This window comes from Streptomyces sp., from assembly GCF_019510245.1.
Taxonomy (GTDB): domain Bacteria; phylum Actinomycetota; class Actinomycetes; order Streptomycetales; family Streptomycetaceae; genus Streptomyces.
This window is the reverse complement of sequence record NZ_JAEKKT010000145.1, coordinates 13,082-34,985: the sequence shown is the minus strand read 5'-3', so window position 1 is coordinate 34,985 and position 21,904 is coordinate 13,082. Positions and strand designations below refer to the sequence as shown.

The 21,904-nt window shown below is 71.3% G+C and carries 18 protein-coding genes and 2 pseudogenes; 11 read left to right on the top strand and 9 right to left on the bottom strand.

Features of this window, described 5'->3' with window-relative positions:
* Positions 1-268 precede the first annotated feature (268 nt).
* Complete coding sequence (locus JF597_RS25075; RefSeq protein WP_293998883.1) at positions 269-1,093, bottom strand: Fic family protein; 825 nt, start codon at positions 1,091-1,093, stop codon at positions 269-271.
* Positions 1,094-1,193: 100 nt separating this feature from the next.
* On the opposite strand from JF597_RS25075, the gene JF597_RS25070 reads away from it, so the two are divergent.
* On the top strand, positions 1,194-2,174 hold the full coding sequence (locus tag JF597_RS25070) for an ATP-binding protein (protein WP_293998880.1): 981 nt from the start codon (positions 1,194-1,196) through the stop codon (positions 2,172-2,174).
* 25 nt (positions 2,175-2,199) lie between these two features.
* Here the strand turns inward: JF597_RS25070 and JF597_RS25065 are convergent, their stop codons facing one another.
* Positions 2,200-3,462, bottom strand: a complete 1,263-nt coding sequence (locus JF597_RS25065; protein WP_293998877.1) for a hypothetical protein — start codon at positions 3,460-3,462, stop codon at positions 2,200-2,202.
* Positions 3,463-3,815: 353 nt separating this feature from the next.
* On the opposite strand from JF597_RS25065, the gene JF597_RS25060 reads away from it, so the two are divergent.
* The 6 genes and pseudogenes from JF597_RS25060 (at position 3,816) to JF597_RS25035 (ending at position 11,801) form a co-directional block, all read left to right on the top strand.
* Positions 3,816-6,155, top strand: coding sequence for a SulP family inorganic anion transporter (locus JF597_RS25060; protein ID WP_293998984.1), 2,340 nt, complete (start codon positions 3,816-3,818; stop codon positions 6,153-6,155).
* A 238-nt stretch (positions 6,156-6,393) separates the two neighbouring features.
* A complete protein-coding gene (gene acs / locus JF597_RS25055; protein WP_293998874.1) occupies positions 6,394-8,352 on the top strand; it encodes an acetate--CoA ligase in 1,959 nt (652 codons plus the stop codon).
* A 194-nt stretch (positions 8,353-8,546) separates the two neighbouring features.
* Positions 8,547-9,999, top strand: a pseudogene (gene nhaA, locus JF597_RS25050) (Na+/H+ antiporter NhaA).
* Positions 10,000-10,088: 89 nt separating this feature from the next.
* On the top strand, positions 10,089-10,577 hold the full coding sequence (locus JF597_RS25045) for a phage holin family protein (protein ID WP_293998868.1): 489 nt from the start codon (positions 10,089-10,091) through the stop codon (positions 10,575-10,577).
* Entirely contained in the window at positions 10,574-11,494 is a 921-nt protein-coding gene (locus JF597_RS25040; RefSeq protein ID WP_293998866.1) for an alpha/beta hydrolase, read from the top strand. Before JF597_RS25045 ends, JF597_RS25040 begins: the two co-directional genes overlap by 4 nt.
* A gap of 127 nt (positions 11,495-11,621) precedes the next feature.
* Entirely contained in the window at positions 11,622-11,801 is a 180-nt protein-coding gene (locus tag JF597_RS25035; protein WP_293998863.1) for a hypothetical protein, read from the top strand.
* A 25-nt stretch (positions 11,802-11,826) separates the two neighbouring features.
* On the opposite strand, the gene JF597_RS25030 is transcribed toward JF597_RS25035, so the two are convergent.
* From JF597_RS25030 to nth, 3 genes are all read right to left on the bottom strand, one after another.
* On the bottom strand, positions 11,827-13,026 hold the full coding sequence (locus JF597_RS25030; protein WP_293998860.1) for a MarP family serine protease: 1,200 nt from the start codon (positions 13,024-13,026) through the stop codon (positions 11,827-11,829).
* 13 nt (positions 13,027-13,039) lie between these two features.
* The gene (locus JF597_RS25025) at positions 13,040-13,747 is read right to left on the bottom strand and encodes a CoA pyrophosphatase (protein WP_293998857.1); all 708 of its coding nucleotides are present in this window, start codon (positions 13,745-13,747) and stop codon (positions 13,040-13,042) included.
* A gap of 97 nt (positions 13,748-13,844) precedes the next feature.
* Positions 13,845-14,909, bottom strand: a complete 1,065-nt coding sequence (gene nth / locus JF597_RS25020) for an endonuclease III (RefSeq protein WP_293998855.1) — start codon at positions 14,907-14,909, stop codon at positions 13,845-13,847.
* Between the two features lie 342 nt (positions 14,910-15,251).
* Between nth and JF597_RS25015 the strand changes: the two genes are divergently transcribed.
* Positions 15,252-15,926 (top strand): Crp/Fnr family transcriptional regulator, encoded by a 675-nt coding sequence (locus JF597_RS25015; RefSeq protein ID WP_018547939.1) that lies wholly within the window; start codon positions 15,252-15,254, stop codon positions 15,924-15,926.
* Between the two features lie 202 nt (positions 15,927-16,128).
* A pseudogene (locus tag JF597_RS25010) lies at positions 16,129-16,885 on the top strand (nucleotidyltransferase).
* A gap of 13 nt (positions 16,886-16,898) precedes the next feature.
* On the opposite strand, the gene JF597_RS25005 reads toward JF597_RS25010, so the two are convergent.
* From JF597_RS25005 to JF597_RS24990, 4 genes are all read right to left on the bottom strand, one after another.
* On the bottom strand, positions 16,899-17,741 hold the full coding sequence (locus JF597_RS25005; RefSeq protein ID WP_293998845.1) for an MBL fold metallo-hydrolase: 843 nt from the start codon (positions 17,739-17,741) through the stop codon (positions 16,899-16,901).
* A gap of 2 nt (positions 17,742-17,743) precedes the next feature.
* Positions 17,744-18,619, bottom strand: a complete 876-nt coding sequence (locus JF597_RS25000; RefSeq protein WP_293998843.1) for an NUDIX hydrolase — start codon at positions 18,617-18,619, stop codon at positions 17,744-17,746.
* 173 nt (positions 18,620-18,792) lie between these two features.
* Positions 18,793-19,257 carry a RidA family protein gene (locus JF597_RS24995; protein WP_293998841.1) on the bottom strand — a complete coding sequence of 155 codons (465 nt, stop codon included), beginning with the start codon at positions 19,255-19,257 and terminating at the stop codon, positions 18,793-18,795.
* Positions 19,257-19,412 (bottom strand): DUF4177 domain-containing protein, encoded by a 156-nt coding sequence (locus JF597_RS24990; protein WP_181806301.1) that lies wholly within the window; start codon positions 19,410-19,412, stop codon positions 19,257-19,259. The genes JF597_RS24995 and JF597_RS24990 overlap by 1 nt, the downstream gene beginning before the upstream one ends.
* A gap of 107 nt (positions 19,413-19,519) precedes the next feature.
* Here JF597_RS24990 and JF597_RS24985 point away from each other — a divergent pair, with 107 nt between their 5' ends.
* The gene (locus tag JF597_RS24985) at positions 19,520-20,497 is read left to right on the top strand and encodes an ArsA-related P-loop ATPase (protein WP_293998836.1); all 978 of its coding nucleotides are present in this window, start codon (positions 19,520-19,522) and stop codon (positions 20,495-20,497) included.
* Positions 20,494-21,897, top strand: a complete 1,404-nt coding sequence (locus JF597_RS24980) for an ArsA family ATPase (RefSeq protein ID WP_293998834.1) — start codon at positions 20,494-20,496, stop codon at positions 21,895-21,897. Before JF597_RS24985 ends, JF597_RS24980 begins: the two co-directional genes overlap by 4 nt.
* Positions 21,898-21,904 lie beyond the last annotated feature (7 nt).

Below are 21,904 nucleotides of genomic sequence, written 5' to 3'. Positions count from 1 at the left end.
AGGGGTTAGCGGCCCGCGAGACCAAAGGACATCCGCGAGGATCACCTTTAAAACGCATTTGGCCCCACGGACCCAGCATGAACACCGGGCACCCACGCGACGTCGACCCGTCGATTACGGGCCAGCCGCACCAGGTGACGGGCAAAGTACCCGACCTGATGGGCGACACATCGAGGACGCTTGGTAACCGGGTGAGCATGCCAGCGGCGGTACGAGCACTCGTACCGCCGCAACCCTTTCCGGGCCCCGCTCCCCCTCCGCCCGGGCTCTACGCCGCCCCGCGCTGCAGCGCCTCGCAGACCGCCGTCGACTCGCGCACGCCGAGTTCGACCGCGCGTCCGCAGTGCGCGATCCAGGCCGCCATTCCTTCCGGCGTGCCGGAGACGTAGCCGTCCAGCGCCGCCAGATAGGAGGCACGGCCCAGTTCGGCGTGGCCGACCTCCGCAGGGCAGACCGCCTTGGGGTCGAGGCCGCTGCCGATCAGCACGATCCGCTCGGCCGCGCGGGCGACCAGCCCGTTGCACGAGGTGAAGGGCCGCAGCGCGAGCAGCTCGCCGTGCACCACGGCGGCCGTCACCAGCGCCGGCGCCTCGCTCCCCGCGACGATCAGTTCGGAGAGCCCCTCCAGGCGCCCCGACACCTCGTCCGCGTCCGGCAGCGCCAGTTCCACCAGCGGCTCGTCGACGCCCTCACCGGCCCGGCGCGGCCTGCCGACCTCGTCGTCGCCCGTCGCGGCCGCCACCAGATGCAGCCGGGCCAGAACCCGCAGCGGCGACTGCCGCCAGATCGACAGCAGCTGGCCCGCCTCCGCGGTCAGCCTGAGGGCCGCGCCGACCACGCGCGCGTCGTCGTCCACACCGAAGTCGGAGCGCCGCCGCACCTCCTCCAGCGCCCAGTCGGCACCGGAGAGCGCGGCGCTGCCCCGGGCGGCCCGCAGCGCAGCCTCCGAGGTGACGGCGTTGCTGCGGCGCCGCATGACCCGGTGCCCGTAGACCCGGTCCACGGCCTTGCGCACGGACTCCACGGACTCGGCCACCCCGGGCAGCGAGCCCAGGGCCGCGAGCGGATCGGCGGTCGCACCTGTCGTACTCATGAGTACGACAGTACGCACCCCGCCCTTGGGCTCCACGAAGGAGTGGTCTTCTTCACTCCATGTGCCACGCAAAGCTACTGAACGACTACTCTTCGTGAACATGAAAATTGCTTTCGTCGGAAAGGGCGGCAGCGGCAAGACCACGCTCTCCTCCCTGTTCATCCGCCATCTCGCGGCCGCCGGCGCGCCGGTCGTCGCCGTCGACGCCGACATCAACCAGCATCTCGGCCCCGCGCTCGGCCTCGACGAGACGGAGGCGGTGGCACTGCCCGCGATGGGCGAGCGGCTCTCCCTGATCAAGGACTACCTGCGCGGCCACAACCCGCGCATCGCCTCCGCCGCGACGATGATCAAGACCACCCCGCCCGGCGAGGGTTCGCGGCTGGTCCGGGTGCGGGAGCCCAACCCGGTGTACGACGCCTGCGCGCGGCCGGTGGAACTCGACGGCGGCGCCGTCCGTTTGATGGTCACCGGGCCCTTCACGGACGCCGACCTGGGGGTCTCCTGCTACCACTCCAAGACGGGAGCGGTGGAGCTGTTCCTGAACCACCTCGTCGACGGCCCCGACGAGTACGTCGTGGTGGACATGACCGCGGGCTCGGACTCCTTCGCCTCCGGCATGTTCACCCGCTTCGACATCACGTTCCTCGTCGCCGAGCCGACCCGGAAGGGGGTCTCCGTCTACCGCCAGTACAAGGAGTACGCCCGCGACTTCGGCGTCGTCCTGAAGGTCGTCGGCAACAAGGTGCAGGGGCAGGAGGACATCGACTTCCTGCGCTCGGAGGTCGGGGACGACCTGCTGGTCACGGTCGGGCACTCGGACTGGGTGCGCGCCATGGAGAAGGGCCGCCCGCCCCGGTTCGAGCTCCTGGAGAACCCCAACTCCCGCGCCCTGCGGGCCCTCAAGGTCGCCACCGACGCGACGTACGAGCTGCGGGACTGGGAGCGCTACACCCGGCAGATGGTCCACTTCCACCTGAAGAACGCCCTGTCGTGGGGCAACGAGCGCACCGGGGCCGACCTGGCGGCGCAGATCGACCCCGGCTTCGTGCTCGGCGAGGGGGTGGCCGCCCCCGCCTGACGGGCGGCCGGCCCCTGTCCCGCGCCTACTGCTTGACGGCCGGCGCCCCGGGCACCCCCTTCGGTGCCGGGGCGGGACGCCCGGACAGGAATGACTCCCAGCCCTGCCGGGGGGCCTCGCCCACGTTCAGGGTGCGCAGCCTCGCCAGGACCTGCGGGTCCTGGGCGTCCAGCCAGTCGGCCAGCTGATGGAAGGAGACACAGCGCACGTCGGGCTTGTTGCAGACGTTCTGGACGACGTCGTCGATGGCCCGCATGTAGGTGCCGCCGTTCCAGGACTCGAAGTGGTTGCCGATGACGAGCGGTGCGCGGTTGCCGTTGTAGGCGCGGTTGAAGCCCTGGAGCAGTCCGTCGCGCATCTGGTCGCCCCAGTAGTCGTACTTGTCGGGGTCACCCTGGGTGGACGTGCCGGACTGGTTGACCATGAAGTTGTAGTCCATGGTCAGCTGTTCGTAGGAGTGGCCGGGGAAGGGGACGAGCTGCATCGACAGATCCCACACCCCTTCCCTCTTCTTGGGCCAGACCTGGTCGTTGACACCGCTGGTGTCGTAGCGGAAACCCAGCTGGCTCGCCGCCTTCACGAAGTTCTTCTGGCCCTCCAGGCAGGGGGTGCGGGCGCCGATGAGCTCCTTGTCGTAGTCGAAGGGCAGTGGTGCGGCGTCCTTCATCCCGGTGTTGGTCTTCCAGGTCTTCACGAACTGCTTGGCCTGCGCGATCTCGCTCTTCCACTCGGCCACCGACCACTCGCCGACCCCGCCGTCGGTGCCGCAGAAGTGCCCGTTGAAGTGGGTGCCGATCTCGTTGCCCTCCAGCCAGGCCAGCCGTAGCTGCTTGACGGTGTCGGCGATGCCCTGCTCGTCGTTGAAGCCGATCTCGGAGCTGCCGGGCGAGTGCTGCGGGGGCCGGTAGAGGTCACGCTTCTCCTCGGGCAGCATGTAGACGCCGCTGAGGAAGAACGTCATGTTCGCGTGGTTCTCCTTGGCAACCTTGCGGAAGTGCGAGAACAGCTTCTGGCTGTCCTCGCCGGAGCCGTCCCAGGAGAACACCACGAACTGCGGAGGCTTCTCACCGGGCTTGAGCCGCTCGGGCCGGGGCAGATGCGGCTGGGCCCCGGTGTACGCGGTGGACCCGTCGCCGATCAGACGGACCACGCTCTGGGGCGCCGGCGCTCCCTTCTTCGGTCCGGACGCCCCTTGCTCGGAATGCGTACCGGTCGCGCAACCGGCGACCGACGCGGCACAGGCCGCGGCGGCCACGGCACCGACCGCAATCCTCTGGGTGGCGGCCAATTCCGCTCACCTTCTTCCTTCTCTCGGCTAACGCCGATGACGGCGTTTCATGGCGATGTGCCGGGTATCTGCCGACAGCGCGACCAAGATCGCATAGGACCGAGAGAGGGATTAATACGACAAGCCGATGAACTGCTCACTTCACCCATGGAGGTGAAGAGGTGCCCCATTTGCGCAATAAATCCATGCCTGATCTTTACCATCCATTACGATTCGTTTACTGAACGTTGATTCATCCCGCCCAGATCCGCGACCGCGCTGCCCCGGAGGAGACGGGAAACATGTCATCAGCCTGCGTACCCACCCACCCCGAGAGCCTCGGCCTCGCCCGAACCGCAACTCCCCCCGGCATCATGGGTGCTGACCGCCCGGACCCCCCTTTCACGCCCCTGCGTCGCCGCCCGCCCCTCGCGGGCGCCGACCTGTCCGCGTCCGTCGCGGTGTTCCTGATCGCCCTCCCGCTCTCCCTCGGCATCGCCCTCGCCACCGGCGCCCCGCTCCAGGCCGGCCTGGTGGCGGCGGCCGTCGGCGGACTGGTCGCCGGACGGCTCGGCGGCTGCCCGCTCCAGGTCAGCGGCCCCGCGGCCGGACTCACCGTGGTCACCGCCGACCTGATCCACCGGTACGGCTGGCGGGCCACCTGCGGCATCACCGTCCTCGCCGGACTGGCCCAACTGGGCCTGAGCTGCCTGCGCGTGGCCCGCACCGCGCTCGCCGTCAGCCCGGCGGTGGTGCACGGCATGCTCGCCGGCATCGGCGTCACCATCGCCGTCGCCCAGCTGCACATCGTCCTCGGCGGCACCCCGGAGAGCTCGGTCCTCGCCAATGTTTTGGCGCTGCCCGCCCAGTTGGCGAACCTGCACCCGGCCGCCGTGGCGATGAGCGCCCTGACCCTGGCCCTGCTGCTGGGCTGGCCCCGGATCCCGGGCAGAGCGGGCCGTCTGCTGGGCACGGTCCCGGCCGCCCTGGTCGCCGTCGCCGGTGCCACCGCGACCGCCTCGCTCACCGGGCTCGCCCTGCCCCGGGTCGACCTGCCGTCCTGGAGCAGCCATGCCCTGGCGGGGCTGCCCGAAGGACCGGTGCTGGGCATCGTCGCCGCCGTGCTCACCACCACGCTGGTGTGCAGCGTGCAGTCGCTGCTGGGCGCGGTCGCCGTGGACAAGCTGGTGGCAGGCCGCACCGGGCCCCAGTCCCGGCTCGGCCGCTCCGACCTGGACCGGGAGCTGCTCGGTCAGGGCGCGGCCAACGTCGTGTCGGGCGCGCTCGGCGGGCTGCCGGTCGCGGGCGTGGCGGTGCGCAGTTCGGCGAACGTGAAATGCGGTGCCGTGAGCCGGAACTCCACGATGCTGCACGGCGTTTTCGTAGTAGTCGCCGCGCTGCTGATGGTCCCGGTCCTGGATCTCATCCCGCTCGCCTCGCTCGCCGCCCTGGTGATGGCCGTCGGCATCCAGATGGTGTCCCTGCACCACATCCGCACGGTGACCCGCCACCGCGAAGTGCTGGTCTACGTGGTCACCACCCTCGGGGTGGTTCTCCTCGGTGTCCTGGAGGGCGTGGTCCTCGGGGTCTGCGTGGCCGTCGCCCTCGCCCTGCACCGCCTCGCCCGCACCCACATCACCCACGAAGAGAAGGGAGGAGTCCATCACGTACACGTAAGAGGGCAGCTGACGTTCCTCGCGGTGCCCCGGCTCAGCAGGGTCCTGCATCTCGTACCCCGAGGCGCCCGCGCCGTCGTGGAGCTGCACGGCTCATTCATGGACCACGCGGCGTACGAGTCACTGCAGGACTGGCGCCGGGCCCTCACCGCCCAGGGCGGCTCCGCCGAACTGACCGGCTGCCGCGCGGGCGTCCGCTCGCCGGAGTACGGCCACGCACCGGAGCACGGCCACGCACCGGAGCACAGCCACGCACCGGAGCACAGCCACGCACCGGAGCACAGCCGCCGCCCCGGGCCGCATGTGGGCCACCGCGGCGGTCCCAGGCGCCGGCCCGGGAGACCGGCCGGCGCGGGTCACGAACTCGCCCGCGGGATCAGCGCGTTCCAGCGCGACACCGCGCCCCTGGTGCGGGAGGAGCTGGCCCGGCTGGCGCGCGAGGGGCAGCGGCCGTCGCAGCTCTTCCTGACCTGCGCCGACTCCCGGCTCGTCACCTCGATGATCACCTCCAGTGGTCCGGGTGACCTGTTCGTCGTCCGCAACGTAGGCAACCTGGTCCCTCTTCCGGGTGAGGAGAACGGCGACGACTCGGTGGCGGCCGCGATCGAGTACGCGGTGGACGTGCTGAAGGTGCGGTCCATCACGGTGTGCGGACACTCCGGATGCGGGGCGATGCAGGCGCTGCTCGGCTCCGGGAACGGGGGTACGGCGACCCCGCTCGGGCGGTGGCTGCGGCACGGGCTGCCGAGCCTGGCGAGGGTGGCCGACGAGGGCGGGGCGGGGACCCGGCTGGCCGGGCGGCCGGCGGCGGACACGGTGGAGCGGCTGTGTCTGACCAACGTGGTCCAACAGTTGGAGCACCTGCGGGCGCACGACTCGGTGGCCCGGGCGCTGGCGGCGGGCGCGCTGGAGCTGCACGGGATGTACTTCCACGTCGGCGAGGCGCAGGCGTACCTGCTGAGCGAAGGCGGTGCGGACGGAGAGGCAGGGGTGTTCCAGGGGGTACCCGGTACGGAGGAGCTGCCGAGCCCGGCGTGAGCGGGAGGACGGCCGGGCCTGCCGACGCCGCACGGGCAGGCACCGGCGGGTCCGGCATGTCACGGTGCGCCGGGGACTGGCAGGCTCGGCGTGCCCGACCGCGGCACCCCCGCCGCACCCCGCCTCGCCGCACCCTGATAGGTCTAAACCAATTATTCGGCGGCCCTTGTCACCGAGGCCCCAGGTCTGATGAGCTGTGGCCTGGGACACAACGGACACCCTTCGAAAGGGAGATGTCGTGAGCAACGAAAGCCTGGCCAACCTCTTGAGGGAGGAGCGACGCTTCGCGCCGCCCGCTGACCTGGCCGAGAACGCCAACGTCACGGCCGAGGCGTACGAACAGGCCAAGGCTGACAGGCTCGGCTTCTGGGCCGAGCAGGCCCGTCGGCTGACCTGGGCCAAGGAGCCGACGGAGACGCTGGACTGGTCGAACCCGCCGTTCGCCAAGTGGTTCAAGGACGGCGAGCTCAACGTCGCGTACAACTGCGTGGACCGGCACGTGGAGGCCGGGCACGGCGACCGGGTCGCCATCCACTTCGAGGGTGAGCCCGGCGACAGCCGCGCGATCACCTACGCCGAGCTGAAGGACGAGGTCTCCAAGGCGGCCAACGCCCTGCTGGAGCTCGGGGTTCAGAAGGGCGACCGGGTCGCGGTCTACATGCCGATGATCCCGGAGACGGCGATCGCGATGCTCGCCTGCGCCCGGATCGGCGCCGCGCACTCCGTGGTCTTCGGCGGCTTCTCGGCGGACGCGCTGGCCACCCGTATCCAGGACGCGGACGCCAGGGTCGTCATCACCTCCGACGGCGGCTACCGGCGCGGCAAGCCGTCCGCGCTCAAGCCGGCCGTGGACGAGGCGGTCGGCAAGGCGGGCAACGTCGAGCACGTGCTGGTCGTGCGCCGCACCGGCCAGGAAGTGGCCTGGGACGCCTCGCGGGACATCTGGTGGGACGAGATCGTCGAGCGGCAGTCCGCCGAGCACACGCCGGAGGCCTTCGACGCCGAGCACCCGCTCTTCATCCTCTACACGTCCGGTACGACGGGTAAGCCGAAGGGCATCCTGCACACCTCGGGCGGCTACCTCACCCAGGCGTCGTACACGCACTGGGCGGTGTTCGACCTCAAGCCGGAGACGGACGTCTACTGGTGCACGGCCGACGTCGGCTGGGTGACCGGCCACTCGTACATCGTGTACGGGCCGCTGGCCAACGGCGCGACCCAGGTGATGTACGAGGGCACCCCGGACACCCCGCACCAGGGACGGTTCTGGGAGATCGTGCAGAAGTACGGGGTGACGATCCTGTACACGGCACCCACCGCGATCCGCACGTTCATGAAGTGGGGCGACGACATCCCCGCGAAGTTCGACCTGAGCAGCCTGCGGGTGCTCGGCTCGGTCGGTGAGCCGATCAACCCCGAGGCGTGGATCTGGTACCGCAAGCACATCGGTGCCGACCGGACGCCGATCGTGGACACCTGGTGGCAGACCGAGACCGGCGCGATGATGATCTCGCCGCTGCCGGGCGTCACCGCGACCAAGCCCGGCTCCGCGCAGACCCCGCTGCCCGGCATCTCGGCGACGGTCGTCGACGACGAGGCGAACGAGGTGCCGAACGGCGGTGGCGGCTACCTGGTGCTGACCGAGCCGTGGCCGTCGATGCTGCGCACGATCTGGGGCGACGACCAGCGGTTCCTGGACACGTACTGGTCGCGGTTCGAGGGCAAGTACTTCGCCGGTGACGGTGCGAAGAAGGACGACGACGGCGACATCTGGCTGCTCGGCCGGGTGGACGACGTCATGCTCGTCTCCGGGCACAACATCTCGACGACCGAGGTGGAGTCGGCGCTGGTCTCCCACCCGTCGGTCGCCGAGGCGGCCGTGGTCGGCGCGGCGGACGAGACGACCGGGCAGGCGATCGTCGCCTTCGTGATCCTGCGCGGCACGGCGAACGCCGAGGACGAGAACCTCGTCGCCGACCTGCGCAACCACGTCGGTGCGACGCTCGGCCCGATCGCCAAGCCCAAGCGGGTCCTGCCGGTGGCGGAGCTGCCGAAGACCCGCTCCGGCAAGATCATGCGCCGGCTGCTGCGCGACGTCGCGGAGAACCGGCAGCTCGGCGACGTCACGACCCTGACCGACTCGACGGTCATGGACCTCATCCAGGCGAAGCTGCCCGCGGCGCCCAGCGAGGACTGACCCCGACCGGCACGGCCCTGCGAGGGCGCCCGGCGCGAAACGCGCCGGGCGCCCTTTTTGCACCTACCGTGAAACTCACCTGGAAACTCCCGCCACACCTTAGGTAAACTAAGCAAAGCAGCGTTGAGCCAAAGGTGTGCCGGGAAGTCTGGTCGGCAAGTAGCCCTGTCCTGCCCACCGACCGGAGGTTCCCCGTGTCCGCGCCCCGCACCGCCCCCGTCCGGAAGGTCCTCGGGCGGCTCTCGCTGCCCGAGCGGACCGTCGTGGCGGACGCTCTGCGGACCGAGACCGTCGGCGGTGTGCTGTTGCTCGCCGCCGCGACGGCCGCGCTGGTCTGGGCGAACATACCCGCGCTCCGTCACGGCTACGAGAGCGTCGCCGACTTCCACTTCGGCCCCGGGCCCCTCGGCCTGAACCTCTCCGTCGCCCACTGGGCCGCCGACGGCCTGCTGGCCGTCTTCTTCTTCGTCGCCGGCATCGAACTCAAGCGGGAGCTGGTGGCGGGCGACCTGAGGGACCCGAAGGCGGCCGTCCTCCCGGTGGTCGCCGCGCTGTGCGGGATGGCCGTGCCGGCGCTCGTCTACGCCCTCACCAACCTCACCGGTGGCGGCTCCATGCAGGGCTGGGCGGTGCCCACGGCCACCGACATCGCCTTCGCACTGGCCGTGCTGGCGGTGATCGGCACCTCGCTGCCGGGCGCCCTGCGCGCCTTCCTGCTCACCCTGGCGGTTGTCGACGACCTGTTCGCCATCCTGATCATCGCGGTCTTCTTCACCGAGCGGATCGACTTCGCCGCGCTCGGCGGCGCGGTCCTCGGCCTCGCCGTCTTCTGGCTGCTGCTGCGCAGGGGCGTGCGCGGCTGGTACGTGTACGTCCCGCTCGCGGTCGTGATCTGGGCGCTGATGTACAACAGCGGCGTGCACGCGACCATCGCCGGTGTCGCCATGGGCCTGATGCTGCGCTGCACCACCCGCGAGGGTGAGCAGCACTCCCCCGGTGAGCACGTCGAGCATCTGGTGCGGCCGTTGTCGGCGGGACTGGCCGTGCCCCTGTTCGCGCTCTTCAGCGCCGGTGTGAAGGTGTCCGGAGGGGCGCTCGGCGACGTCTTCACCAAGCCGGAGACGCTCGGGGTCGTCCTCGGCCTGGTCGTCGGGAAGGCGGCCGGGATATTCGGCGGGACCTGGCTGACCGCCCGTTTCACCCGGGCCTCGCTCAGCGAGGACCTCGAATGGGCGGACGTCTTCGCGGTGGCCTCGCTGGCCGGCATCGGCTTCACGGTCTCGCTGCTCATGGGCGAACTCGCCTTCGCCGGCGACGCCGTGCTCACCGACGAGGTCAAGGCCTCCGTCCTTTGCGGCTCGCTCATCGCGGCCCTGTGCTCCACGGTGCTGCTGAAGATACGCAACACCCGCTACCGCAGGCTCGTCGAGGCCGAGGAGCGGGACGACGACCTCGACGGCATCCCGGACGTCTACGAGCAGGACGACCCGGCGTACCACCTGCGGATGGCGGAGATCTATGAACGCAAGGCCGCCGAACACCGCAGGATCGCGGCGGAGAAAACCGCGTCCTAGAGGGCCGGCGGAAGGGGACGCGCTTGCCGAAGTGCCGGGCGGGGCAGGCGCGCAGGGCGACCGTCCGGCATGATCTGACGAGACGGTACAAAAGGACCGGCTCAAACAGGCCGGTACCGAGGGACCGTGCAGACGACGACGAAGACGCAGAGGGAGACCGCGATGAGCGCACCCGACGGCAGCCCGGTCGGTGCCGAACGCAGCATCGGCCAGCTGTTCGCCTCGGCCACGGCCGAGATGTCGGCGCTGGTGCACGACGAGATCGCGCTGGCCAAGGCCCAGCTGAAGCAGGACGTCAAGCGGGGTGCGACGAGCGGCGGCGCGTTCTCGGCGGCCGGGGTGCTGCTGCTGTTCTCCCTGCCGATGCTCAACTTCGCCCTGGCGTACGGCATTCGGACCTGGAGCCACTGGAATCTCGCGATCTGCTTCCTGCTCTCCTTCGCGGCGAACGTCCTGGTGGCCGTCGCCCTCGCGCTGGTCGGCGTGGTCTTCGCGAAGAAGGCCAAGAAGAGCCAGGGCCCGCAGAAGGTGGCCGCGTCCATGAAGGAGACGGCGGGCGTGCTGCAGAACGCCAAGCCGCATCCGCGCCCGGAGCTCCCCCGGGACGACGTGCGCGCCATCGAGGCCGCTGTGGGACGCTCGTCGTCATGACGGACCCCGCTCCCTCGGCCGTACGGCTGGAGGGCCCCTGGACGCACCGGGACGTCGCCGCGAACGGCGCCCGCTTCCACATCGCCGAGCTCGGCGACGGACCGCTGGTCATGCTGGTGCACGGCTTCCCGCAGTTCTGGTGGGCCTGGCGGCACCAGCTGGTCGCGCTCGCCGACGCCGGCTTCCGGGCCGTCGCCATGGACCTGCGGGGCGTCGGCGGCAGCGACCGCACCCCGCGCGGCTACGACCCGGCCAACCTCGCGCTCGACATCACCGGCGTGATCCGTTCCCTCGGTGAGCCGGACGCCGCGCTGGTAGGCCACGACCTGGGCGGCTACCTGGCGTGGACGGCGGCCGCGATGCGCCCCAAGCTGGTACGACGGCTCGCGGTGGTGTCCATGCCGCACCCGCGGCGCTGGCGCTCGGCGATGCTCCGGGACCGCCGGCAGACCGCTGCCGCCTCCTACATCTGGGGCTTCCAGCGGCCCTGGATCCCCGAACGGCAGCTCACCGCCGACGACGGCGCGCTGGTCGCCCGGCTGATCCGGGACTGGTCCGGCCCGCGGCTGCCGGACGACGAGGCCGTGGAGACGTACCAGCGGGCCATGTGCATCCCGTCCACCGCGCACTGCTCGATCGAGCCGTACCGATGGCTGGTGCGCTCCCTGGCCCGCCCGGACGGCATCCAGTTCAACCGCAGGATGAAGCGCCCGGTGCGCGTCCCGACTCTGCATCTGCACGGCTCCCTGGACCCGGTCACCCGCACCCGCAGCGCGGCCGGCTCCGGCGAGTACGTCGAGGCGCCGTACCGCTGGCGGCTGTTCGACGGGCTCGGGCATTTCCCTCATGAGGAGGACCCGGTCGCGTTCTCCGCCGAACTGGTCAACTGGCTGAAAGATTCCGAGCCCGATCGGTGACCGCGCCGATGCGCCCGGTATCCGGATCTGCACACCTGTTCTACGAACGGCCACATGCCCGGCGCATAGGCCGATTGGGGGGCGCGCGGGAGGTTATCGACCTTGGGGCAGGGGCAGACGTCGGGGTATGGGCTGGACGCACGACTACAGTGACGCACCCCGCAACCGCCGTACGACAGGCGGCCCGAACCCCTACCGAGGGGGCGCCCCGCAACTGCCGGGCACGGACCTCCGGGTGGGGATCCCGCACATCCTGCGCCGCCGGGCCCGCTGGGTCTCGGTACGTCTGCGCCACACCCGCGGCTGACCCCCTCGGGCCCCCGCACGGGCCTCTAGAGGGCGCAGCTGTCGGTGCCCACCTGCTGGCTCGCGGTCCGGCCCCGGGCGATGTCCGCCTGGATCTCGTCGGCCGTGAGGGCGTACCCGGTGTCGGCGTCGTCCAGTGACTTCGCGAAGACCACCCCGTACACCCTGCCCTGGGGCGTGAGCAGCGGGCCGCCGGAGTTGCCCTGGCGGACGGTCGCGTACAGCGAGTAGACGTCGCGGCGGACGGTGCCGCGGTGGTAGATGTCCGGTCCGTTGGCCGTGATCCGGCCGCGCACCCGGGCGGGCCGGACGTCGTACGACCCGTTCTCCGGGAACCCGGCGACGATCGCGCTGTCGGTCGTCGCCGCGTCCTTGGCGGAGAACTGGAGCACCCTGGCCCGCAGGTTCGGCACGTCCAGCACGGCGATGTCGCGCTGCCAGTCGTAGAGGACGACCTTGGCGTCGTACTTGCGGCCCTCGCCGCCGATCTGGACGGTGGGCTCGTCGACGCCGCCGACCACGTGCGCGTTGGTCATCACGCGGCGGTCGGCGAAGACGAAGCCGGTGCCCTCCAGGATCTTGCCGCAGCTCTGCGCGGTGCCCGTCACCTTGACGATGGACTGCTTGGCGTTGGTCGCCACCGCGCTGTTCGCGAGGGCCGGGTCGGGCGGCGAGACGTCGGTGATCGGTTCGTGGGCGAAGGGGCTGAAGACCTGCGGGAACCCGTTCTGCGCGAGGACCGTGGAGAAGTCCGCGAACCAGGTGTCGGCCTGTTTGGGCAGCGCTCTGGACACCCCGAGCAGCACCTTGGAGTTGCGCACCTCCTTGCCAAGGGTCGGCAGGGTGGTGCCCGCGAGGGCGGAGCCGATCAGCCAGGCGACCAGCAGCATCGCCACCACGTTGACCAGCGCGCCGCCGGTGGCGTCCAGGGCGCGGGCCGGGGACCAGGTGATGTACCGGCGCAGCTTGTTGCCCAGGTGGGTGGTCAGGGCCTGGCCGACGGAGGCGCAGACGATGACGACGACCACGGCGACGACCGCGGCGGTGGTGCCCACCTCGGCGTTGTCGGTCACCGCGTCCCAGATCACCGGCAGGACGTAGACGGCGGCGAGTCCGCCGCCCAGGAAGCCGATCACCGACAGGATGCCGACGACGAACCCCTGGCGGTAGCCGACGATCGCGAACCACACGGCGGCGACCAGCAACAGGATGTCCAGCACATTCACGGTGGACACCCTGTCATGACCGCCAGTCGAGCGGGACCAGCTTCTCGCGGTCCCAGGAGCGCTCCCATCCCGCATAGTGCAGCAGTCGGTCGATCACCCCGGCCGTGAACCCCCACACGAGGGTCGATTCGACCAGGAATGCCGGGCCTCGGTGGCCGCTGGGGTGCACGGCGGTGGCCCGGTTGGCCGGATTCGTGAGATCCGCCACGGGGACCGTGAAGACCCGCGCCGTCTCGTTCGGATCCACCACGCCCACCGGTGTCGGCTCGCGCCACCAGCCCAGCACCGGGGTGACGACGAACTTGCTCACCGGGATGTACAGGCTGGGCAGCACCCCGACCAGCTGGACCCCGGCCGGATCCAGCCCGGTCTCCTCCTCGGCCTCGCGGAGGGCGGCCCGCAGCGGCCCGTCGGCCTTCGGGTCGCCGTCCTCGGGGTCGAGGGCGCCACCGGGGAAGGACGGCTGCCCGGCGTGCGAGCGCAGCGAACCGGCCCGCTCCATCAGCAGCAGCTCGGGCCCCTGCTTCCCCTCCCCGAACAGGATCAGCACGGCCGACTGCCGCCCCGCCCCGTTCTCCGGCGGCAGGAAGCGGCTCAGCTGGAGCGGCTGGACCGTCTCGGCGGCCCGCACCACCGGGTCCAGCCACTCGGGCAGGCCCTCCTTGCTGAGTGCCACGTCCCCGCGCGGACCGCCCGTCTGCGCCCTGCTGCTGTGTGTCACGGCATCCCCCGTCCCGCCCTGCTCCCCCGTCCTGCCCGTTCCAACGCCCGAAGTCTCCTTGATCGTTCCGTTCTCCGTCCCTGAGAGGGCCCCTGGGTCATGTCCCCGATACGGCGCCCAGCGGCGGCGCCGGCCGACCGCCCGCGTCCAGGTAGGCCTGCGGCGGCTTGAGCCGCTGGCCGGGGAAGCCGCCCTTCTCGTACTTGAGCAGCTTCTTCGCCTTCTCCGGGTCGGTCTCGCCCTCGCCGTAGGCCGGGCAGAGCGGGGCGATGGGGCAGACCCCGCAGGCGGGCTTGCGGGCATGGCACATGCGGCGGCCGTGCCAGATCACGTGGTGCGAGAGGTCGGTCCAGTCGCTCTTGGGGAACAGCGCGCCGACGGCCGCCTCGATCTTGTCGGGGTCGGTCTCCGCGGTCCACCGCCACCGCCGGACCAGGCGCTGGAAGTGCGTGTCAACGGTGATGCCGGGGCGCCCGAAGGCGTTGCCGAGCACGACGAACGCGGTCTTGCGGCCGACGCCGGGCAGCTTGACGAGGTCTTCGAGCCGCCCCGGCACCTCACCGCCGAACTGCTCGACCAGCCCCTTGGAGAGCCCTATCACCGACTTGGTCTTGGCCCGGAAGAACCCGCACGGCCGCAGGATCTCCTCGACCTCCTCCGGGTTGGCGGCGGCCAGGTCCTCGGGGGTGGGGTACTTCGCGAACAGCGTCGGGGTGGTCTGGTTGACCCTGAGGTCGGTGGTCTGAGCGGAGAGCACCGTGGCGACCAGGAGCTGGAAGGGGTTCTCGAAGTCCAGCTCGGGGTGGGCGTAGGGGTAGACCTCGGCGAGCTCGCGGTTGATCCGGCGGGCCCGGCGGACGAGGGCGGTCGGCGACTCGGGCTTCCCGGCCGGCTGCGGCCGCTCGGCGGCAGCCTTCTCGACGGCCGCCTTCTTGGACGCGGCCTTCTCGACGGCCGCCTTCTTGGCCGCGGCCTTCTCGGAGGCAGCCTTCTCGGAGGCAGCCTTCTCGGAGGCAGCCTTCTCGGCGACGGCCTTCTCGGAGGCAGCCTTCTTGGCGACGGCCTTCTCGGAGGCGGCCTTCTTGGACGCCGGCTTCTGCGCCGCCGTCTTCTTCACGGCAGCCTTCTTCACGGCAGCCTGCTTCGCCGCGGCCTTCTTCACGGCTTTCGCCGCTCCTGTCGCCTTTTTCGGTTCACCGGAGGCGGTATCGGACCCTTGTTCGCCCACAGCGGAATCACCTCGTACAACCACCCGCCCAGCCCCCTTGGCCTGTGCTCTCACCGGCGATTTGGACACCCGGCCAGCCTAAAGCCCGGCACCGACATCCGCCCCGGACCCGGAAGATCAGCCCCCGATTGGACCCCTGCCGCTTACCCGGGCACACCTGTGCGGCATCCTTGTGACAGATCACACTGTTTGGACGGTCCGGCAAAATGGGGAACACGGTCCCCTGGTACCAAGGGGGAGCAAGATCCCCTGAGCAGGTCGACAAGGAGAGAACTCGTGGACGACGTTCTGCGGCGCAACCCGCTCTTCGCGGCGCTCGATGACGAGCAGTCCGCGGAGCTGCGTGCCTCCATGAGTGAGGTGACCCTCGCGCGTGGCGACTCCCTGTTCCACGAGGGCGACCCGGGTGACCGGCTGTACGTCGTCACCGAGGGCAAGGTCAAGCTCCACCGCACCTCCCCCGACGGCCGCGAGAACATGCTCGCCGTGGTCGGCCCCGGCGAGCTGATCGGCGAGCTGTCGCTGTTCGACCCGGGCCCGCGCACCGCGACCGCGACCGCGCTGACCGAGGTCAAGCTGCTGGGCCTCGGCCACGGCGACCTCCAGCCCTGGCTGAACGCCCGCCCCGAGGTGGCCACCGCCCTCCTGCGTGCCGTCGCCCGCCGGCTGCGCAAGACCAACGACGCCATGTCCGACCTGGTCTTCTCCGACGTGCCGGGCCGGGTCGCGCGCGCCCTGCTGGACCTCTCCCGCCGCTTCGGCGTGCAGTCCGAGGAGGGCATCCACGTCGTCCACGACCTCACCCAGGAAGAGCTGGCCCAGCTGGTCGGCGCGTCCCGCGAGACCGTGAACAAGGCGCTGGCGGACTTCGCCCAGCGCGGCTGGCTGCGGCTGGAGGCGCGGGCCGTGATCCTGCTGGACGTCGAGCGTCTGGCGAAGCGGTCCCGGTAGGCGCCGTCCCCGGGGGCGCCGCCCCCGGACCCCCGTTCGTCGGCCTGCGGCCTCGTCCCCGATCGCCGGGCGGGTCCGAATGTGGTTGGTCCATGCCTGGAACTGTCCCGTCCAGAGGTCTCGACCCCCTGGGCTTCTCCCCCGCCCTCGGCTTCGCTCGGGCGGGAGGGGCCCCCGTTCGCGCGAGGGCTCGCACGCGCGTGTGCCGCGCGTCTTCCGCCCTGTGGTCGCCGCCGCCCGCGACCGGCTCCTGGACGTCTTCGGGGCGCGGCTGGACAGTGCCTACCTGTACGGCTCGATCCCGTCGATCCCGCGCGGCCGGCCACAGCGACCTGGACCTCGTGGCCGTTCTGCACGCGGAGCCGTCCGGCGCCGACCGGGACGCGGCCCGCGCCCTCGGTGAGGCCGTCGACAAGGAGTTCCCGCAGATCGACGGGGTCGGAACCCTGCTCTACTCCCGCGCACGGGTGCTCAGCGAGCTGGAGCGGTACGACATCGGCTGGTTCGTGGCCTGCCAGTGCACCCCGCTGCTCGGCGAGGACCTCGCCGAGTTCCTGCCCCGCTACCGCCCCGACTCGCTGCTCGCCCGTGAGACCAACGGCGACCTGGCCCGGTCGCTGCCGCGCTGGGGCGAGCGGATCGCGACCGCGGACGACACCGAGACGGCCCTGCGGCCCCTGGTGCGCTTCATGTCACGGCACCTGGTCCGTACCGGCTTCACCCTCGTCATGCCCCGCTGGAACGGCTGGACCAGCGACCTGCGGGAGATGGCCGAGGCGTTCGCCGGCTACTACCCCGAGCGGGCCGAGCAGCTGCGCCGCGCGGCCGAGTCGGGGTACGAGCCGGTCGGCGACCGTGCGGTGCTGCGGTCGTATGTGGACGACCTGGGACCGTGGCTCGCCGCCGAGTACACGCGCGTGCACGGCGTGAAGGCGCCCCGGCCGGAGGGCTGGGACTAGGCCGGATCGGGCGCTAGATCTCGGACTGGATCAGTCCGTGCTCGGTCAGGTAGTCCAGCTGGGCGCGTACCGACAGTTCCGCCGCGGGCCACAGGGAGCGGTCCACGTCGGCGTAGACGTGGGCGACGACCTCGGCGGGGCTGAGGTGGCCGTTCTCGACGGCCGTCTCGACCTGCGCCAGCCGGTGGGCGCGGTGGGCGAGGTAGAACTCGACGGCGCCCTGGGCGTCCTCCAGGACCGGTCCGTGGCCCGGCAGGACGGTGTGGACGCCGTCGTCGACCGTGAGTGAGCGCAGCCGCCGCAGCGAGTCCAGGTAGTCGCCCAGACGGCCGTCCGGGTGCGCCACGACCGTCGTACCGCGCCCCAGGATGGTGTCACCCGTCAGGACCGCGCGGTCGGCCGGGAGGTGGAAGCACAGGGAGTCCGCGGTGTGGCCCGGCGTCGGTACGACCCGCAGCTCCAGCCCGCCGGTCGTGATCACGTCACCAGCGGCCAGGCCCTCGTCGCCGAGCCGTAGCGCCGGATCGAGGGCACGCACGCGCGTGCCGGTCAGCTCCGCGAACCGTCCGGCGCCCTCCGCGTGGTCCGGGTGGCCGTGGGTGAGGAGGGTGAGCGCGACGCGCTTGCCGGCCTTCTCGGCGGTGTCGACGACGTTCTGGAGGTGGCCGTCGTCCAGCGGGCCCGGGTCGATCACCACGGCCAGGTCGGAGTCGGGCTCGGCGACGATCCAGGTGTTGGTGCCGTCCAGGGTCATCGCGGAGGCGTTGGGCGCCAGCACGTTGACGGCCCGCGCGGTGGCGGGCCCCGGGAGGACTCCGCCGCGCGGCTGGCCGGGCAGGGCTGCTGCGTCCGTCATGGTCAGGCTCCACCGGTCGTCAGGTCGGTCGGTATGTGCTTGGTGAACTCGTCGTGGCCCGGCCAGGTCAGGACGATCTCGCCGCCCGCCAGCCGGGCGCGGGCCAGCACCGGGGTCATGTCCCGCGCGGCCGCCGCCGCGAGCGTCTCGGCGGCCGTCGCGTACGGCACGAGCTGGCGCAGGGTGGCGATGGTGGGCGGCATCATCAGCAGCTCACCCTTGTCGTAGCCGGCGGCGGCCTCCGCCGGGCGGATCCACACCGTGCGGTCGGCCTCGGTGGAGGCGTTGCGGGTGCGCTGGCCGGCGGGCAGGGCGGCGACGAAGAACCAGGTGTCGTAGCGGCGGCTCTCGAACTCCGGGGTGATCCAGCGCGTCCAGGCGCCCAGCAGGTCCGAGCGCAGCACCAGGCCCCGCCGGTCGAGGAACTCGGCGAAGGACAGGTCACGGGCGACCAGGGCGGCGCGGTCGGCCTCCCAGTCGTCCCCGGTGGTGTCGCCGACGACGGCGTCCGGGGCCGGTCCGGCGAGCAGGACACCCGCCTCCTCGTACGTCTCCCGGACGGCCGCGCAGACGATCGCCTGGGCGCCCGCCTCGTCGGCGCCGAGCCGGTCGGCCCACCACGCGCGCGTGGGGCCCGCCCAGCGGACCTGGTGGTCGTCGTCGCGCGGGTCGACACCGCCGCCCGGATACGCGTACGCGCCTCCGGCGAAGGCCATGGAGGCGCGTCTGCGCAGCATGTGGACGGCGGGACCGTCCGGGGTGTCCTTCAGGAGCAGCACGGTGGCCGCACGCTTCGGTGCCACCGGCACGAGGGTGCCCTCCGCGTGTGCGCGGATCCGGTCCGGCCACTCGGGGGGATACCACTGTCCATCGGCCATTACCGGAGGCTATCCCGTAGGGAGCGAATGTTCGAGGGGGCTTCGGCGGGCCACGGCGCCACGGCTGAGGCCGTGGCGGGTGACGGTGGCGACGGCTGTGGCCGTGGCGGTGACCACGGCAGTGGCCATGCCCGTGGCTGCGGCTGCGGCCGTGCCCGTGGCTGTCGCCGTGGCTACGGCTCCAGCTCGACCTGGATCTCGACCTCGACCGGCGCGTCCAGCGGCAGCACCGCGACGCCCACCGCGCTGCGCGCGTGCACGCCCTTGTCGCCGAGGACCTCGCCGAGCAGCTCGCTGGCGCCGTTGATCACGCCCGGCTGCCCGGTGAAGTCGGCCGCGGAGGCGACGAAGCCGACGACCTTCACCACGCGCGCGACGCGGTCCAGGTCACCGGCGACGGACTTCACGGCCGCCAGGGCGTTCAGCGCGCAGATGCGGGCCAGCTCCTTGGCCTCCTCCGCGGTGACCTCGGCGCCCACCTTGCCGGTGACCGGAAGCTTGCCCTCCACCATCGGCAGCTGGCCGGAGGTGTAGACGTAGGCACCGGACCGCACGGCCGGCTGGTAGGCGGCGAGCGGCGGGACGACCGCCGGCAGCGTGAGACCGAGTTCGGCCAGTTTGGCCTCTACGGCGCTCATCACGGCTTCTCCCGCTTCAGGTAGGCCACGAGCTGCTCGGGGTTGGGCCCGGGCACCACCTGGACGAGCTCCCAGCCGTCCTCGCCCCAGGTGTCCAGAATCTGCTTCGTGGCATGGACGAGCAGCGGCACGGTTGCGTATTCCCACTTGGTCATGTGGCCGACTGTATCCGCTGTGACGGACGGGACACGTGGCCCTCCGCACGCACGGTTGTCCACAGCCTCCCGCGTGAGTTTCCGGCCGACTGGTTAGTCTCGAAGATGTGAGCAGGCTCCAGGTCGTCAGCGGCAAGGGCGGGACCGGAAAGACGACGGTCGCCGCCGCACTCGCGCTGGCCCTCGCGACCGAGGGGAAGCGGACGCTTCTCGTGGAGGTCGAGGGCCGGCAGGGCATCGCCCAGCTCTTCGAGACGGAGGCGTTGCCCTACGAAGAGAGGAAGATCGCCGTAGCGCCGGGGGGCGGTGAGGTCTACGCGCTCGCCATCGATCCCGAACTGGCCCTTCTGGACTACCTCCAGATGTTCTACAAGCTCGGCGGGGCGGGGCGGGCGCTGAAGAAGCTCGGTGCGATCGACTTCGCCACCACCGTCGCGCCCGGTCTCAGGGACGTGCTCCTGACCGGCAAGGCGTGCGAGGCGGTGCGCAGGAAGGACAAGGCCGGGCGGTTCATCTACGACTACGTCGTCATGGACGCCCCGCCGACCGGCCGCATCACCCGCTTCCTGAACGTCAACGACGAGGTGGCCGGGCTGGCCAAGATCGGCCCGATACACAATCAGGCGCAGGCCGTGATGCGGGTGCTGAAGTCCAAGGAGACGGCCGTGCACATGGTCACGCTGCTGGAAGAGATGCCGGTCCAGGAGACCGCCGACGGCATCGCGGAACTGCGGGCCGCGCGGCTGCCGGTGGGCCGGGTCATCGTGAACATGGTCCGGCCGGAGGTGTTGGACGCCGCCGATCTGGAACTCGTACGGACCGTGCCGCGCACCGCCGTGGCGCAGACGCTGTCGGCGGCCGGGCTGGGCGGGGCGCGGCGCGGCGGGAAGGCCGAGCAGCTGGTGGACCCGCTGCTCACGCAGGCCGCCGAGTACGCCGAACGGTACGCGCTGGAGCACGAGCAGCGCGCGGTCCTCACCGAGCTGGACCTGGAGCGGCACGAACTGCCGTTGCTCGCCGAGGGGATGGACCTGGCGGGCCTGTACGAACTCGCCCGCGAACTGCGGAAACAGGGGATGTCATGACTCCGGACCCGGCCGAGGCGCAGGACGACGCCCGTCGCCTGTCGCCCACGCCCGCGCTCGACGTCGATCCGCTGCTCGACGACCCGGAGACCCGGATCGTGGTGTGCTGCGGCTCGGGCGGCGTCGGGAAGACCACCACCGCGGCGGCCCTGGGCCTGCGGGCGGCCGAGCGCGGCCGCAAGGTCGTGGTGCTGACGATCGACCCGGCCAAGCGGCTCGCCCAGTCCATGGGCATCGACTCGCTGGACAACGTGCCGCGCAGGGTGAAGGGCACCGAGGGCCCCGGCGAACTGCACGCCATGATGCTCGACATGAAGCGCACCTTCGACGAGGTCGTGGAGGCGCACGCGGACGCCGAGCGGGCGGCCGCCATCCTGGCCAACCCCTTCTACCAGTCGCTCTCGGCCGGCTTCGCGGGCACGCAGGAGTACATGGCGATGGAGAAGCTGGGCCAGCTGCGGGCCCGGGACGAGTGGGACCTGATCGTGGTCGACACCCCGCCCTCCCGCTCCGCCCTGGACTTCCTGGACGCGCCGAAGCGGCTCGGCTCCTTCCTGGACGGCCGGCTGATCCGCCTGCTGACGGCGCCCGCCAAGCTCGGCGGCCGCGCGGGCATGGCCTTCCTGAACGTCGGCATGTCGATGATGACCGGCACGCTCGGCAAGCTGCTCGGCGGGCAGCTGCTGAAGGACGTACAGACGTTCGTGGCGGCGATGGACACGACGTTCGGCGGGTTCCGCACACGCGCGGACGCGACGTACAAGCTGCTTCAGGCACCCGGTACGGCGTTCCTGGTGGTGGCGGCTCCCGAGCGGGACGCGCTGCGCGAGGCCGCGTACTTCGTGGAGCGGCTGGCCGCGGAGGACATGCCGCTGGTCGGTCTGGTCCTCAACCGGGTCCACGGCAGCGGCGCCGGCCGGCTGTCGGCCGAGCGTGCGCTCGCCGCCGCGGAAAATCTTGAGGAGCCCCGCATTGTGGATCAGGGGGGCGGGAAAGCTGGACTTCGTAACTCTCCCGACACGTACGGCAGTTCTGAATCACCCGCGCCCGCGCCGTCCGAGTCCCGGCCCGACGAATCCCCCTCGTCAGGACCCACGGACAAGACTGCAGACAAGACGGCAGACACGACAGCGGACACCACTGCGGACTCGACCGGCGAATCCCCCTCGTCAGAGAGTCCGGACCGCACCGTCGACCAGCTCACCGCAGGCCTGCTGAGGCTGCACGCCGAGCGCATGCAGCTGCTCTCCCGCGAGCAGCGCACACGTGACCGCTTCACCGCGCGCCACCCCGAGGTGGCCGTGGTGGAAGTGGCCGCGTTGCCCGGCGACGTGCACGACCTCACGGGGCTGCGGGACATCGGTGACCGGCTCGCGGCCGGCCGGCCGGAGTTGCCGTAGACCTGTC